This window comes from Halorubellus salinus (assembly GCF_020567525.1).
Classification (GTDB): domain Archaea; phylum Halobacteriota; class Halobacteria; order Halobacteriales; family Natrialbaceae; genus Halorubellus; species Halorubellus salinus.
The window spans coordinates 186,520-201,400 of sequence record NZ_JAJCVI010000005.1 but is presented as its reverse complement, the minus strand read 5'-3'; the positions used below and the strand labels follow the sequence as shown (position 1 = coordinate 201,400).

The following is a 14,881-nucleotide window of genomic DNA, read 5'->3' as shown; positions in this document are numbered from 1 at the left end:
TGGTCGATTCAGGCGATGCGGTCGGCGATCCCGGCGGCGATGGGGACGCGGGTGCGCTTGCCCTGGTAGGCCCGGAGCATGAGGAACAGCCAGAGGGCGAACGTGCCGAGCCCGATGACGAGCCACGCGAGGAAGAACACGAGTGAGACGATGGCGCCGGCGAAGCCCGCTTCGATGCTCGCACTCGAGATGATACTCACGAGGATGGAGACGAACGTGATCCCGATGCTGAGCGCGAACAGCGAGACGCTGAGGACGATGCTCTGTGCGGCGTGGAACCGGACGAACTCGTCCTCTGGTTCGAGGAAGTAGAAGATGATGCCCGTGAGGGCGCCGAAGAGGTAGGCGAGTGCGCCGGCGACGTTCGAGTCGAGGCCAGTGCCGGTGGATTGCTGGATGGTCTCTGTGCTGTGTTCGGTGGTGGACGCGTCGGTATTGATGTCTTCGGTTGCCATAATGTGACTCGTTACCTAATACCACTAGGGACGTATTAAACACAGCAGATGTGTGCGAAATAAGATGGTTCGCGTATGGTTCGTATACCCTAACGAAATGTGGTGAACGGTAACGAAGAGGGCACTAGACGCGAACGGTCGACTCGAAAATATACGATAACGTATTATTCCGCGCGGGTTCAGGCCTCGACCTGCTCGTCGAGGTCGACCGCGACCGAGTCCTCGCCGACGACGTCCTCGATGTCCTCGATGTCGTCGGAGAGCAAGCGGCGAGCGATGGTCCGGATGCCGACCGCCAGCACCACCAGGAACGCCGCACGTCGGAGGGTGCGGCCGATGGAGCGCTCGTCGTCCATCTCGTCCTCGGAGCGCTCGTCGTCCATCTCCTCGGCTCTCTCGGCGTCCATCTCGGCGTCCATGACGTCGAGCAGCTCTTCGGCTTCCTCGGCCGTGCTCCCGACGGCGTTGCTGAATCGGGCTTCGTCGAGGTGCAGCTCTAAGAGTGTGAACTTCTTGACCATGACCACTGATACGACGAGTGAGGACATATACTTGGTGTGACAGCTGGTGGCCACGTTCTCGACACCTGGTCACCAGGCGCTTCCAGCCGCGATGCACTCGACCGCGGTCAGGCGCCGCGGTCGCGCCAGTCGGCCTCCAGCAGCCCGAAGTAGAGCGTGTCGACGTACTCGCCGTCGACGAACTGGTTCTCGCGCAACCGGCCCTCCTGCTCGAACCCGAGCGTCTCCCAGATGCGCCGCGAGGCGTCGTTCGCCGCCATCACGCGCGCCTGCACCCGGTTCAGGTTCCGTTCGTCGAACGCGTACTCGACGAGCAACCGGCTCGCTTCGGTCCCGTACCCCTTGCTCCAGTGGTCGGGATGGATGGCGATGGCGAGCTCGCCCCAGCGCGTTCGCTCGTGAATCTTGAACAGCGCGATGTCCCCGACCGGCTCGGGGTCGCCGTCGTCGCCGTCGACGCAGATGAGGAGGTTCACGGAGTCGTCGTCGCTGACGACGTCCTCGTGGAACTCCTCGGTGGACCGCATCGTCGTCGGCGTCGCCGACGTCAACGGACGGCGCACCCGCGGGTCGTTCACGTTCTCGTTCAGGAGGTCGAGGTCCGCTTCCTCGATGGTGTGGAGGGAGACGCGGTCGCCGCGGAGGAAGACTGCACCAGGCATACGCCTGACTCGACCGCCGGCAAAAAAAGGCGTTGTGGAAGCGTGTGAGTCGTCCTCAGGACTGTCGGGCGTCGCGCTTGCGCCACTCGTCGGCGAGGACGCCGTAGACGTGCATGTCGCGGTACTCCCCGTCCATGAACTCGCTCTCGCGGTGGGTGCCCTCGTGGGCGAACCCGAGCTTCTCCCAGATGCGCTTCGAGCCGTCGTTGCCCTCGATGTGCTTCGCCATCATCCGGTGGACGTTCCGCTCGTCGAACGCGTAGTCGACGAACCGTTCGCACGCCTCGGTGCCGTAGCCCTCGCCCCAGTACGGTTCGGCGACCCAGACGCCGATCTCGGCCTCGCGCGTGCGGTCGTCGACGTGCATCCCGACCTCCCCCACGGGCTCGGGGTCGCCGTCGTCGCCCTCGCGGCAGACGAGGAGGCTGGTGCCGTCGTCGTCCTCGAGGAGGTACTCCTCGACGTCGTCGTGGTTCTCCGGGTACGGCCAGATGTACGACCGATGGACTGCGGGTGGGTTCTTGTGCTCGTGGACGAAGTCCACGTCCTCCGCCTCTATCGTCCGTAACGTCAACCGGTCCGACCGCAGGAAGACTGCTCCGGGCATACCGCGACGATTCGACGGCGCGCGAAAAGCCCTTGTGGGTGTGTGCGAACCCGTGGCGTGGTCGTCAGAAGACGCCGAGTTGGAGGACGCCGAGCCACGCGAGCGCGAGCCACGTCTGGAAGAGCACGCTCCCGACCGCGGAGAGCGCGACGAACTCGAGGTCGTTCATGTCCGCGAACCCGGCGGGGACGGTGAGCATCCCGCGCGTGAACAGGAGCGCGTTCGAGACGGGGACGGCGGCGCGCCCCCAGCGGTCGAACCAGCCCTCGAAGCGCTCCAGGCGGTCCTCGCTCACGCGGAACCACGTCCGGTCGAGCAGCCAGTCGCGGCCGGTGCGTTTCGCGAGCGTGAACAGCGCGTACTGGCCGACGGTCGCGCCCGCGGCGGCGACGAGGATGAGGACCGCGATGGTCTCGACGTCGCCGGTGCTCGCGGCGAGCAACTGGATGCTCGCCGGGACGAGCGCCTCGCTCGGCGCGAAGTACAGTAGCATCGCGCCCTCGAGGACGAGGATGGCGAACAGCGCGAGCACCCCGTACTGGTCGAGGAACGCTCGTGCGAGGGATTCGTCGCCGACGAGGAACAGCGCGACCCCAGCGACGGCGAGGACGGCGAACCCGACCGCGACCGCGAGCGGCCCGTACTCCGCGAGGAGCCACCGCAGGCCGTCCTCTCGGGGTTGCGCGCCGTCGGTGACGTCAGTCGTCATTCGACCTATGGTCACGAGGCGGCAGGTAAATGCGTTGTGTCACGTTGGCAACGATGGTGGTCGCGGCGAGTTCTCGAGGTGCGGTGGCGTCGAGAGCGCTACGCTTACCCCGGGCGCCCCCGGAGTGTCGGGTATGGAGCGCATCGAGCGTCCGCGCCGCCTCCGGAAGGACGGCGTGCGCGAGCTGGTGAGTGAGACGACGGTGGACGCGACGGACCTCGTCGCGCCCGTGTTCGTGGACGCGACGACCGACGAGCGCGTCCCCATCGAGTCGATGCCGGGCCACGAGCGCGTGCCGGTCGAGGAGGCGGTGGCGCGCGTCGAGGAGGTCCTCGCGACGGGCGTGGAGGCCGTGATGCTGTTCGGCATCCCCGAATCGAAGGACGAGACGGGGTCGCAGGCGTGGGCTGGAGACGGTGTCGTGCAGGAGGCGACGCGGCGCGTCACCGCGGAGACGGACGCGTACGTCATCACGGACGTCTGCCTGTGCGAGTACACCGAGCACGGGCACTGTGGGGTGCTGGAACCGCACGCGCACGAGGCCGCGGAGTTGACCGTCGAGAACGACGAGACGCTGCCGTTGCTCGGGAGCGTCGCGGTGAGTCACGCGAAGGCGGGCGCGGACATGGTTGCGCCGTCGGGGATGATGGACGGGATGGTCGGCGCGATCCGTGGTGCGCTCGACGACGCCGGGCACGCCGACGTGCCCATCCTCTCGTACGCCGCGAAGTACGAGTCGGCATTCTACGGGCCGTTCCGCGACGCCGCGGACGGCGCTCCCGCGTTCGGCGACCGCCGGCACTACCAGATGGACCCCGCGAACCGCCGGGAGGCCACTCGCGAGGTCCGCCTGGACGTCGAGGAGGGCGCGGACGTCCTCATGATCAAGCCCGCGCTGCCCTACCTCGACATCGTCGCGGACGTCCGCCGCGAGTTCGACCGGCCGGTGGCGGCGTACAACGTCTCCGGCGAGTACGCGATGCTGCACGCCGCCGCCGAGAAGGGCTGGCTCGACCTCGAGGGAACGGCCAGGGAGTCCGTGCTCTCGATCAAGCGCGCCGGCGCGGACCTCGTCGTGACGTACTTCGCGGAACTGCTCGCTGAGAGCGCCGACTGACCGACGGTCACGGGACCGGGCACGCGAACCGCCCGCGCTCGTCGAACCGACGCGCTGACGGTCGAACCGGTTCTGTCGAGCCGACACGTTGGTGGTCGAATCGCGTTGCGGGTCGTCCCCGAATCCGCATCGGTTTTGGGAATCATTATTACTGACGAGTGTTGGTATGTGTACATGAATCGACGAGCTGTTCTGAGGCGAGCCGGGGCCGCGGCGGCCGCGAGTGGCATGACGTCGGTGGCTGGCTGTGGCGTGCTCGGGAGCTGTGGCCCGGGCGAGAACGAGATCGGTGCGCTGGCGGAGCGAGCGCGCGAACAGGCCGAGGAGACTGAGAGCGAGAACGCGAGCACGGGGTCGGAGACGACCGAAGAGCTCCCGCGCGTGGTCGGCGCCATCGAGAAGGCGACGCAGTCCGAGGTCGCCATCGACGACGGCACGGGTCGAGCGTCCCTCCAGACGCTCGGCGGCGGGTTCCAACTGCAGAACATCGAGACCGGCGATTGCGCGTACGCCGTCGGGTTCCCCATCGAACCGGACGCGGAGACGGACGCCGACGTGACCATCATCGTCACCGACATCGGCCTGGAGGAGTAGCGGCGAGGCCCCGCCCCGTCGACCTAATATTGTCTTCGACAGGTCGACGCGGCGGGCTGGGGTTGTAATCGACAGGTCGACGCCCGGCGTCGTGGTCGGTCGGATGGATTCTGGGTGCTCGCGCGTGCAAGATTTGCCGACGGCGCGGGTCGACGCAGTCTTGCGGTTTACGGCGTCGTTCCTGCGTGTCATGGTGGGGCATGTCGCTGTGGTCGGCCGCTGGGCGCGTTCGTGGACTCGACGAACGTCGAGTTACGCGCTGACGGACGCGTGATTTCTGGACGCTTTACATCCTTAAACAGACTTGATTCGATTGAAGTTCGTACGAACGTCCATCATGCACCTGGTATTGTGGACGTTCGACAACGCTAATCCTTATGTACTGTGCTATGATGACGACTATCCGTGACTCGGAACACGAACGCGTGTAAATCTAATAGTATCGTGGACGAACGGTCAGCCACTACCGGAACGGGTGGCGGGTTCGACGACTCGACGGTCGACCCCAGCTCGACGGAGACGCGCGCAGTGAACGACGACCTGCTCGCGACGCTCGCGGAGGTCGAGACCTGATGCTCGACGGCCTCGCACTCCAGCTCGACCCGAGCGCGGTCGCGAACAGCATCAACACCGTCTGGGTGCTCGTCGTCTCCTTCCTGATCTTCTTCATGCAGCCTGGCTTCGCGCTCCTCGAAGCCGGCCAGGTACGCGCGAAGAACGTCGGGAACGTCCTCATGAAGAACATGACCGACTGGGGGCTCGGCGTCCTCGTGTACTTCATCGTCGGCGCCGGCTTCGCGGGCGTCGTCGGCGCACTCACCTCGAGTTCCGCGCTCGACGTCATGGGCGCGTTCTCGTACGTCGGCTCCGCCGGCTCCTGGGTCGGCTGGGTGTTCGGCGCGGTCTTCGCGATGACCGCCGCGACGATCGTCTCCGGCGCCGTCGCCGAACGCATGGACTTCAAGGCGTACGTCCTCTTCGTCGTCGCCATCACCGCCGTCATCTACCCGACCGTCCAGGGCCTCACGTGGGCCGGTGGCCTGCTCGCCGGGCCGTCCGCAGGTGGATACCTCGGTGAAGCGCTCGGCGTCGGCTACCTCGACTTCGCCGGTGCGACCGTCGTCCACATGGTCGGCGGCCTCGCCGGCCTCGTCGCCGCGAAGATGGTCGGCCCGCGCAAGGGCCGGTTCGACGCGGACGGGAACAGCCAGCCCATCCCCGGGCACTCGATGCTGCTCGCCGTCCTCGGGACGCTCATCCTCGCGTTCGGCTGGTACGGCTTCAACGTCGGCACGCAGGCGACCGTCCTCTCCGTCGCCGACGACGGCTCCGTCGCGTTCATGGGTGCCGCACTCGGTCGCGTCGCGCTCGTCACCACGCTCGGCATGGGCGCCGGCGCGGTCGCCGCGATGCTCGTCTCGACGTTCTGGCAGGGCAAGCCCGACCCCCTCTGGATGGCCAACGGGCTGCTCGCCGGCCTCGTCGCGGTCACGGGCGCGGTCCCGCACGTCACGTGGTGGGGCGGCCTCGTCATCGGCGCCATCGGCGGTGCGCTCGTCCTGCCCGCGTACCGCTGGACCGTCGATTCGCTGAAGATCGACGACGTCTGCGGTGTCTTCGCAGTCCACGGGGCCGCGGGTGGTGTCGGGACCATCCTCATCCCGTTCTTCGGCGCGTCCAGTAGCGGGGTCGCCATCCTCGGCGACGGCTGGGCGTTCCTCGGCGTCGACCAGCTCGTGATGCAGGTCGTCGGCGTCGCCGTCATCGGCACGTGGACGGTGCTCGCGACCGGCGCGGCGTTCCTCGTGCTCGAAGCGACCGTCGGCCTGCGCGTCAGCGAAGAGGAAGAGGAGGCCGGCCTGGACGCGGGCGAACACGGCATCTCGACGTACCCCGAGTTCGTCGGGGACGCCAGCCCGGAATCGGGTCGTGCGACCGTGACGACCGACGGCGGTACGGACGTCCGCACCGACGGTGGCGCGGACGCTTCGGACGCGACCGCGGACGCCACGGACGCGGCGACCGGAGGTGAGAGCGATGACTGACGAGATCAAGATGGTCGTCGCGATCATCCGCCCGGACCGCCTCACGGAGGTCAAGCGTGCGCTCTCGGAAGCCGGCGCACCGTCGTTGACGGTGACGGACGTCTCCGGACGCGGCAGTCAGCCCGCGAAGAAGAGCCAGTGGCGCGGCGAGGAGTACGTCGTCGACCTCCACCAGAAGGTCAAGGTCGAGACCGTGGTCTCGGACACGCCCGCCGAGGACGTCGTCGAAGCCATCGCCGAGGCCGCACAGACCGGCGAGAAGGGCGACGGGAAGATCTTCGTCCTGCCCGTCGAGGACGCCTACCAGGTCCGGACCGGCAAGACCGGCCCGGACGCGGTCTGACCGCGACGGTCGCGGCAACCACCACGCGCAGTCCTTCTCGCTGCGTCGTCGCGGTGCTTGGTAGTCAGTCGTAGACGCCGGCAAGAGTCACCACACTCAACTCGGCTAAGGGCGTCGACGCCCTGGTGGCTTCCATGACGGACGAGTCACCCGACGATACGGACGACCGCGGATTCGCCACACACTCGCTGCACGCCGGGCAGGAGCCGGATTCGGCGACGGGGTCGCGTGCCCCGCCACTGTACCAGACGACGAGTTACGTCTTCGACGACGCGGAGGACGCGGCGAGCCAGTTCGCGCTCGAGAAGCCCGGGTACATCTACTCGCGACTGATGAACCCGACGGTGGAGACGCTCCAGGAGCGCCTCGCGGCGCTCGAAGGTGGTGTCGGTGCGGTCGCGACCTCCTCGGGGATGGCGGCACTGAACCTCGTGACGTTCCTGCTCGCGGACGTCGGCGACAACATCGTCTCCTCGAAGTCGCTGTACGGCGGCACCGCGACGTACCTCACGCATAGCGTCGAGCGCAACGGCGTGACGACGCGGTTCGTGGACGCACTCGACTACGACGCCTACGAGGAAGCGATCGACGAGGACACCGCGTACGTCCACCTGGAGACCATCGGGAACCCCGCGCTGGACACGCCCGACATCGAGCGCGTCGCGGACATCGCGCACGACCACGACGTCCCGCTGTTCGTCGACAACACGTTCGCGACCCCGCACCTCTGCAACCCCATCGAGCACGGCGCGGACCTCGTCTGGGAGTCGACGACGAAGTGGATCCACGGCTCGGGGACGACCGTCGGCGGGGTCGTCGTCGACGGCGGCACGTTCGACTGGGGCGAGCACGCCGAGAAGTTCCCGGAGATCGGCGGTGAGAACCCCGCGTACCACGGCGTGAACTTCGCGGAGACGTTCGGCGACGCGGCGTTCACGTACGCCGCCATCGCGCGCGGCCTCCGCGACCTCGGGAACCAACAGAGTCCCTTCGACGCCTGGCAGACCCTCCAGGGCCTGGAGACGCTGCCGCTACGCGTCGACCGGCACTGCGAGAACGCGATGACGGTCGCCGAGTACCTCGAGGACCACGAGGACGTCGCGTGGGTGAACTACCCCGGCCTCGAATCCCATCCGACCCACGAGAACGCCAAGAAGTACCTGGACGGCGGCTACGGCGGCATGATCACGTTCGGCCTCGAAGGCGGCTACGAGGCCGCCCGCGGTACCGTCGAGAACACCGAACTCGCGAGCCTCCTCGCGAACGTCGGCGACGCGAAGACCCTCATCATCCACCCGGCGAGCACCACGCATCAGCAACTCACCGACGAGGAACAGGAGGAAGCCGGCGTCACCGACGACCTCGTCCGCCTCAGCGTCGGCATCGAGGACCCCGCCGACATCGTCGCCGACCTCGCCCACGCCATCGAGACCGCTACCGACTGAACGAGCGGCCACCGTCCACCAGGCCGCGATTTCGGGCGTTTCGAGGCCCGGTTCCTTCGTCTACTCGTCGGCCGTCTCGGCCGCCGCGGTGGCGCAATTGCACGGTTTCCCGCTGCTTCGTCAGACTGGAACCGTAAGCCTAGCCGCGTCTCACAGCACGAACCATGCGACTGTAGCGACTGGCAGCGCTACGCCCGTCAGAGAGCGGCACACGGCGACCGGCTCACAGACGCTGATGCCGTCCTTGCGACGGCACCTGCAGTGGAAGACCGTAGACGACGCGACGGCACCCGCAGTGGCGGACCGCAGACGAGGCGATGGCACCCGCAGTGACCGACGGTAGACGACGTGACGGCCTGTCACCGTCGCAGATTGACGTTCTCTCGTCCGAGCGAAGCCACGGGGTGCGCTCCTGCCCGACCATTCGATGGTAAGTTCTGTCCCCGTTCTGCTTTCGATTCATGTCTCTGTGTCGCGACGCACGTTGTATTCCTGACCACAACCGACGTGAATGGGGGCGACGTATATGCTAACATGGGTCAAGAACGTGGCCGGATGAGCGGGGGACGACCCCTCGCAACGGTAGTACTGCTCGTGGTACTCGTGATCGCTTTCAGCGGCCCTGTCGCTGCCCACACCGACGACGATGGCTTCCACCACCACGACGGCTGGATGGGGTCCCACGATGGGACGTTCGGGTACCTGTGGATGACGCTCTGGATGGTCGTCCTGATAGCCGTCCCGCTCGGTCTCGGCTACGTGTTCCTCGCGCGCCGCGACGCCGGTGGTGAGGCGTCAGACGACGCACTGGCCGTCCTGCGGCGCCGCTACGCCCGGGGAGATATCGACGAGGAGGAGTTCGACGCTCGCCGCCGAAAACTGCAGGGCGGTGAGTGAGTCGTGAACGACTCGCATCGTCCCGGTGACGCGAGTCACGACGCGAACGGTCACGCCGACGACCACGCCCACCACGAGTCGGACGCCGACCACGACGAGGAGCACGGTGGCCACGGCGGTATGCACGCCGGGCACGAACGGATGTTCCGCCGACGCTTCTTCGTCTCGACGCTGCTCTCCATCCCAGTACTGCTCTACAGCGAAACGCTCCAGTCGTGGCTGGGGTTCTCGGTTCCCGCGTTCCCCGGCAGCGAGTGGCTCAATCCCGTCTTCGCGGTGGTCGTCTTCGCCTACGGCGGCGTGCCCTTCCTCCGGATGGCCGTCCCGGAAGTGAGCGACCGGGCGCCGGGGATGATGACGCTCATCTCGATGGCGATCAGCGTCGCGTTCGTCTACAGTCTGGCGAGCGTCATCTTCCCGACGTCGTCGGCGTTCTTCTGGGAGCTGGTGACGCTCATCGACATCATGCTGCTCGGTCACTGGATAGAGATGCGCTCGGTTCGGCGGGCCTCCAGTGCGCTCGACGAACTGGCGAAACTCATGCCCGACATCGCCGAGCGAATCACCGACGACGGCACCGAGGAAGTCCCAGTCACCGAACTCTCGGAGGGCGACCGCGTGCTCGTGCGACCGGGCGCGAGCGTCCCCGCCGACGGCGTCGTCGAGGAGGGCGATTCGGACGTGGACGAGGCGATGATCACCGGCGAGTCCAAGCCCGTCTCGAAAGAACCAGGTGCGGACGTCATCGGTGGCACCGTCAACGGTGACGGCAGCCTCCGCGTGCGCATCGACGCGACCGGCGACGAGACGACGCTTGCAGGCATCATGCGACTGGTCGAGGAAGCTCAATCGAGCAAGTCCAGGACGCAAGTGCTGGCCGACCGCGCTGCTGGGTGGCTGTTTTACGTCGCCGTCGCGGCGGCGGTCGTGACCGCTATCGCGTGGACGATCGCGGTGTCGTTCGACGCGACCGTCATCGAGCGCGTGGTCACGGTACTGGTCATCGCCTGCCCGCACGCACTCGGCCTGGCGATTCCGCTCGTCGTGGCGATCAACACCTCGCTGGCCGCACGCAACGGTATGCTCGTCCGGGACCGCATCGCCATGGAGCAGGCCCGTAACCTCGACGCCGTCGTCTTCGACAAGACCGGGACGCTCACTGAGGGCGAACACGGCGTCGTCGGGGTGGAGACGGTCGACGGTGTCGACGAAGACGACGCGCTCGGACTCGCGGCGGCCGTCGAGAGCGACTCCGAGCACATGATCGCTCGCGCCATCCGCGAGGCAGCCAGCGAGCGCGGCGTGACCGTGGCCGACGCGACCGGGTTCGAGGCGATGAAGGGCCGCGGCGTCAGGGCGACCGTGGGCGGTCGAGCGGTGTACGTCGGCGGTCCGAACCTCTTGAACCACCTCGATAGCGAGGTTCCGGACTCGCTCACCGGCTTCGCCGACGAGGCCGGCGAGAACGCACAGACCGTCGTTTACCTCGTTCGAGACGGGGACCTCGTCGCGGCCTTCGCGATGGCGGACGTCGTCCGCGAGGAGAGCTATCGCGTCGTCGAGGCTCTCCACGACCTCGGCATCGAAGTGGCGATGCTGACCGGCGACTCCGAGGACGTGGCGTACGCCGTCGCCGAGGAACTGGGCATCGACACCGTCTTCGCCGAAGTGCTCCCGGAGGACAAGGACACGAAAGTCCAGGAGCTACAGGACGAGGGCAAGCTCGTGGCGATGGTCGGTGACGGCGTCAACGACGCGCCCGCACTCACCCGCGCGGACGTGGGCATCGCCATCGGAAGCGGGACCGACGTGGCCGTCCAGTCGGCGGATGTCATTCTCGTCCAGAACAACCCGATGGACGTGGTTCGGTTGGTGAAGTTGAGCAAGGCCAGCTACCGGAAGATGCAGGAGAACATCGTCTGGGCCGCTGGCTACAACGTCTTCGCCATCCCGCTCGCCGCTGGCGTCCTCGCCCCCGTCGGCGTTTTGCTGTCGCCTGCCGTGGGCGCACTGCTGATGTCGCTGAGTACGGTCATCGTCGCCATCAACGCACAGCTACTCCGGCGCGTCGACCTCTCCGTGCCGAGTTTGCCGGGGATGCCGGCGTCCGGTGACGCGCGCCCTGCAGACTGAAGGACCCGGTCTCTTCGACCGACACCAGCGAGCGGTTCCCACTGTCACCCCGTCGTTGCGTGGCAGTGCGGTCGGCTTTCGGCGTCCTTCCGGGGGACGGTCCGTTAGATGAAGCGCGCTCCATCGGCCGGTGCCGGTGCGACCAGTTCAGTCGCCTGTAGCGGGCGGTGCGTCCTCGGCGAGGGCGTCGCGGATGGCGGTGCGTTTGACGAGTGCGAACCCGACGGCGATGACGGCGAACCCGGTGACGGTCTGGGTGGAGATGGCGTCGTCGAGGAACAGCCAGCCGACGAGCGCGGCGAAGACGGGCGCGACGTACCCGACGAGGTTGATCTCGACGGGCCCGAGGCGGTCCAGGAGCCCGAAGTACAGGAGGTAGCCGACGACGCCGGCGGCGAGGACGAGGTACGCGAACGCGACCGCCGCTTCCGTGGTGACGACGACGGCCTGGGTCTCGCCGGCGAGGACGCTCGCGGCGTGGAGGAGCGGGCCGCCGAGGAGCATCATCCAGCCCTGGCGGGCGGCGACGCCCAGCTCGGGGGTCTCGCGGCGGAGGCCGACGGCGGCGAGCGCGAACGCGATGGCCGAGACAGTCAGGAGGCCGACGCCGACGGGGTCCGGGGAGTCGACGCCGCCCGAGCGGGGGACGGCGAGGACGGCGACGCCCACGGCGCCGAGGAGGATGCCGACGACGCGCGCCGGCGTCGGTCGCGCGGTGTCGAGGAAGGCGACGGCGAACGCGACCGACCAGATGGGGACGGTCGCGAGGACGACCGCGCCGACGGCGCCGGTGACGCGCGCCTGCCCGAGGAACAGCAGGCCGTTGTGGACGGCGACGATACCGACGCCGCCGACGAGGATGCTCCGTACGTCGGCGGCCGTGGGGCGGACGCGCTGCCCGCGGACGACGGCGTACGCGAGGACGACGACGCCGATGGCGTCGAACCGGAGCGCTGCCATCAGGAGCGGGTCGACGCCGGCCTTCGCGGCGGTGATGGCGGGGTAGCTCGCGCCCCAGAGCGCGGCGAGCGCGAGGAACCCGAGCGCGTTCTCGTGACGGGTCACGGTTCGACCGATGCGGTTCGACGGGATAGCGCTTGCGTGGTGGGAACGCTCAACACGATTCGGGCGGGCACGGTGCCGGCTAGCGATTCCCGCCACGGCCTTCGGTCCGGTGGCGACCATGGACGCCGCCGGTTGCGCTCCCGTGAGGGTCGAGGTTCTCGGGGTGGGGGAAATCTCGACACGCACTTGTGGGGTGCGTCCGAACCGCGGGGTATGACCAGTGACGAGTCGCGGGAACTGTACGACCGCGCGCTCTCGGTGCTCGCGGGCGGCGTGAACTCCTCGGTGCGCGCGACGATGCCGTACCCGTTCTTCGTGCAGAAGGGCGACGGCGGGCACGTCGTGGACGCGGACGGGAACCGGTACATCGACTACGTGAACGGGTACGGCCCGCTCCTGTACGGGCATTCGCCGCCGGAGGCGGTGCAGGCGGCGGTCCAGCAGCACTCGAGCCAGGGCCCGATGTACGGGGCGCCGACGGAGATCGAGGTGGAGCACGCGGAGTTCGTGGCGCGGCACGTGCCGAGCGTGGAGATGCTCCGGTTCGTGAACTCCGGGACGGAGGCGACGGTGTCGGCGGTTCGGCTCGCCAGGGGGTACACGGGCCGTGACAAGATCGTGGTGATGCAGGGCGGCTATCACGGCGCGCAGGAGTCGACGCTCGTCGAGGGCGAACCCGGCGACGTGCATCCGTCGACGCGCGGAATCCCGCAGTCGTTCGCGGAGCACACGATCCCGGTGCCGTTCAACGATACCGAAGCCGTGATCGAGGTGTTCCAGGAGCACGGCGACGACATCGCGGCGGTCCTCACGGAGCCCATCCTCGGGAACAAGGGCATCGTGATGCCCGTAGATGGATATCACGAGACGCTCCGGGACCTGTGTGACGACTACGGCGCGCTGTTGGTGTTCGACGAGGTCATCACGGGGTTCCGCGTCGGTGGATTGGGGTGCGCGCAGGGGAAGTTCGGGGTGACGCCGGACGTGACGACGTTCGGGAAGATAATCGGTGGCGGGTTCCCAGTTGGTGCGATCGGTGGGCGCGCGGAGATAATCGAGCAGTTCTCGCCGAGCGGGCCGGTGTTCCAGTCCGGGACCTTCTCGGGGCATCCGGTGACGATGGCGGCGGGCCACGCGTATCTCACGTACGCGGCGGAGCACGACGTCTACGAGCACGTGAACGCGCTCGGCGAGCGGCTCCGGGAGGGCTTGACTGAGATCTGTCGGGAGCAGGCGCCGGAGTACACGGTGGTGGGGACGGATTCGATGTTCAAGGTGCTGTTCACGCGCGAGGCACCTGATGGGTTCGAGGGGCACTGCGAGGCGGGCTGTTCGCAGCGCGAGGACTGTCCGCGCTACGACGTGTGCCCGAAGAACGGGGCGGACGTGGCGGCGTGCGATACGGAGCGCTGGGAGCGCGTGTTCTGGCAGGAGATGAAGGAGCGGGGCGTGTTCCTCACCGCGAACCAGTACGAGTCCCAGTTCGTGTCGTACGCGCACACCGAGGAGGACGTCGAGGAGACGCTGGCCGCGTACCGCGAGGCGCTGTAGGGCGGTCTGGCGGTCGCTGTGGTGGGGCGTGCAGGCCTCGCGCTCGGTTTCTGGGGGTCGCGGCGATGCGGGGCGCAACCGTCTCGGTCGCTCGCGGACCCGGGTCAGGTCACGCCGACTGTGGCAGCGGACTGGCACTTGAACCCTCGGCAGCGACCGCACCGCAACCTCGCCCTCCCCAGCCGACGCCCGCGCCGGCTCCCGGTGGTCGCCGGCGCGGTCGTCCCTCGCGCGGGCTCGGCTCGCCCGGCCTCACCGGGGTTCGGCCGCGCTCGCCAGCGCGCGCCCGACCGATGGGTGGACCCACCGTCGCGTCGCTGGACTGGACCGCAACGCGAAAGCCGGTCGACCTGCTGGGTCTGGACGTGAACGTTCGCGCGCTCGCGGCGAATCGGCTCGCGGTGGTGGGAGTGGTCGCTGTGGTGATGGTCGGGATGGCGTTCTTCGGTGGGCTCTGGCGGCCGGTCGCGGTGGTGCTGGGTGGTGGCGTGGGGCTCATCGGCGCCATCGTGGCGGAGCGCATCCCGGAGGCGGAGGCGGTGCTGGACGACGTGCCGCCGCCGATCTTTGCGCTCGCTGGCGTGGCGCTCGCGTGGGGTGGCGCGGCGTACGCGCCGGCGCTCGCCATCTCCGCGTTCGCCGGCCTCGCGGTGGGGTACGTGGTCGCGACCGCGGCGTTCGTCGCCGCGGACGCCTGAGCCCGCCAGTCTGGTTGGGACGGTGACGCGTGGGCGCGG

At 68.1% G+C, this 14,881-nt stretch carries 16 protein-coding genes; 10 read left to right on the top strand and 6 right to left on the bottom strand.

The genetic code is table 11. From position 1 onward, the window contains the following. Positions 1 to 8 precede the first annotated feature (8 nt). The 5 genes from LI336_RS15160 to LI336_RS15140 form a co-directional block, all read right to left on the bottom strand. Positions 9 to 455: a DUF4870 domain-containing protein gene (locus tag LI336_RS15160; protein WP_227133992.1), complete on the bottom strand. Its 447-nt coding sequence runs from the start codon at positions 453 to 455 to the stop codon at positions 9 to 11. A gap of 179 nt (positions 456 to 634) precedes the next feature. Then, positions 635 to 976 carry a hypothetical protein gene (locus LI336_RS15155; RefSeq protein ID WP_227133991.1) on the bottom strand — a complete coding sequence of 114 codons (342 nt, stop codon included), beginning with the start codon at positions 974 to 976 and terminating at the stop codon, positions 635 to 637. A gap of 107 nt (positions 977 to 1,083) precedes the next feature. Then, on the bottom strand, positions 1,084 to 1,638 hold the full coding sequence (locus LI336_RS15150) for a GNAT family N-acetyltransferase (RefSeq protein ID WP_227133990.1): 555 nt from the start codon (positions 1,636 to 1,638) through the stop codon (positions 1,084 to 1,086). A 55-nt stretch (positions 1,639 to 1,693) separates the two neighbouring features. Continuing rightward, a complete protein-coding gene (locus LI336_RS15145) occupies positions 1,694 to 2,245 on the bottom strand; it encodes a GNAT family N-acetyltransferase (RefSeq protein ID WP_227133989.1) in 552 nt (183 codons plus the stop codon). 64 nt (positions 2,246 to 2,309) lie between these two features. Continuing rightward, on the bottom strand, positions 2,310 to 2,954 hold the full coding sequence (locus LI336_RS15140) for a DedA family protein (RefSeq protein ID WP_227133988.1): 645 nt from the start codon (positions 2,952 to 2,954) through the stop codon (positions 2,310 to 2,312). Between the two features lie 133 nt (positions 2,955 to 3,087). Here LI336_RS15140 and hemB point away from each other — a divergent pair, with 133 nt between their 5' ends. The 8 genes from hemB to LI336_RS15105 all read left to right on the top strand — a co-directional run bounded on the left by hemB (position 3,088) and on the right by LI336_RS15105 (position 11,528). Beyond that, positions 3,088 to 4,071 carry a porphobilinogen synthase gene (gene hemB, locus LI336_RS15135; protein WP_227133987.1) on the top strand — a complete coding sequence of 328 codons (984 nt, stop codon included), beginning with the start codon at positions 3,088 to 3,090 and terminating at the stop codon, positions 4,069 to 4,071. A 174-nt stretch (positions 4,072 to 4,245) separates the two neighbouring features. Beyond that, on the top strand, positions 4,246 to 4,665 hold the full coding sequence (locus tag LI336_RS15130) for a hypothetical protein (protein WP_227133986.1): 420 nt from the start codon (positions 4,246 to 4,248) through the stop codon (positions 4,663 to 4,665). A gap of 444 nt (positions 4,666 to 5,109) precedes the next feature. Then, a complete protein-coding gene (locus LI336_RS20220) occupies positions 5,110 to 5,238 on the top strand; it encodes a hypothetical protein (RefSeq protein WP_264475482.1) in 129 nt (42 codons plus the stop codon). Beyond that, the gene (locus LI336_RS15125; RefSeq protein ID WP_227133985.1) at positions 5,238 to 6,710 is read left to right on the top strand and encodes an ammonium transporter; all 1,473 of its coding nucleotides are present in this window, start codon (positions 5,238 to 5,240) and stop codon (positions 6,708 to 6,710) included. The genes LI336_RS20220 and LI336_RS15125 overlap by 1 nt, the downstream gene beginning before the upstream one ends. After that, positions 6,703 to 7,053, top strand: coding sequence for a nitrogen regulatory protein GlnK1 (gene glnK1 / locus LI336_RS15120; RefSeq protein ID WP_264475481.1), 351 nt, complete (start codon positions 6,703 to 6,705; stop codon positions 7,051 to 7,053). Before LI336_RS15125 ends, glnK1 begins: the two co-directional genes overlap by 8 nt. A gap of 134 nt (positions 7,054 to 7,187) precedes the next feature. After that, the gene (locus LI336_RS15115) at positions 7,188 to 8,498 is read left to right on the top strand and encodes an O-acetylhomoserine aminocarboxypropyltransferase/cysteine synthase family protein (protein ID WP_227133984.1); all 1,311 of its coding nucleotides are present in this window, start codon (positions 7,188 to 7,190) and stop codon (positions 8,496 to 8,498) included. Positions 8,499 to 9,053: 555 nt separating this feature from the next. Continuing rightward, a complete protein-coding gene (locus LI336_RS15110; RefSeq protein ID WP_227133983.1) occupies positions 9,054 to 9,395 on the top strand; it encodes an SHOCT domain-containing protein in 342 nt (113 codons plus the stop codon). Positions 9,396 to 9,515: 120 nt separating this feature from the next. Next, on the top strand, positions 9,516 to 11,528 hold the full coding sequence (locus LI336_RS15105) for a copper-translocating P-type ATPase (RefSeq protein WP_227134262.1): 2,013 nt from the start codon (positions 9,516 to 9,518) through the stop codon (positions 11,526 to 11,528). A 147-nt stretch (positions 11,529 to 11,675) separates the two neighbouring features. Here the strand turns inward: LI336_RS15105 and LI336_RS15100 are convergent, their stop codons facing one another. Then, positions 11,676 to 12,593, bottom strand: a complete 918-nt coding sequence (locus LI336_RS15100; RefSeq protein ID WP_227133982.1) for a DMT family transporter — start codon at positions 12,591 to 12,593, stop codon at positions 11,676 to 11,678. Between the two features lie 213 nt (positions 12,594 to 12,806). Here LI336_RS15100 and hemL point away from each other — a divergent pair, with 213 nt between their 5' ends. Together hemL and LI336_RS15090 are read left to right on the top strand one after the other, a co-directional pair. Further along, positions 12,807 to 14,144 (top strand): glutamate-1-semialdehyde 2,1-aminomutase, encoded by a 1,338-nt coding sequence (hemL, locus tag LI336_RS15095; protein WP_227133981.1) that lies wholly within the window; start codon positions 12,807 to 12,809, stop codon positions 14,142 to 14,144. 293 nt (positions 14,145 to 14,437) lie between these two features. Continuing rightward, positions 14,438 to 14,842, top strand: a complete 405-nt coding sequence (locus LI336_RS15090) for a hypothetical protein (RefSeq protein WP_227133980.1) — start codon at positions 14,438 to 14,440, stop codon at positions 14,840 to 14,842. Positions 14,843 to 14,881 lie beyond the last annotated feature (39 nt).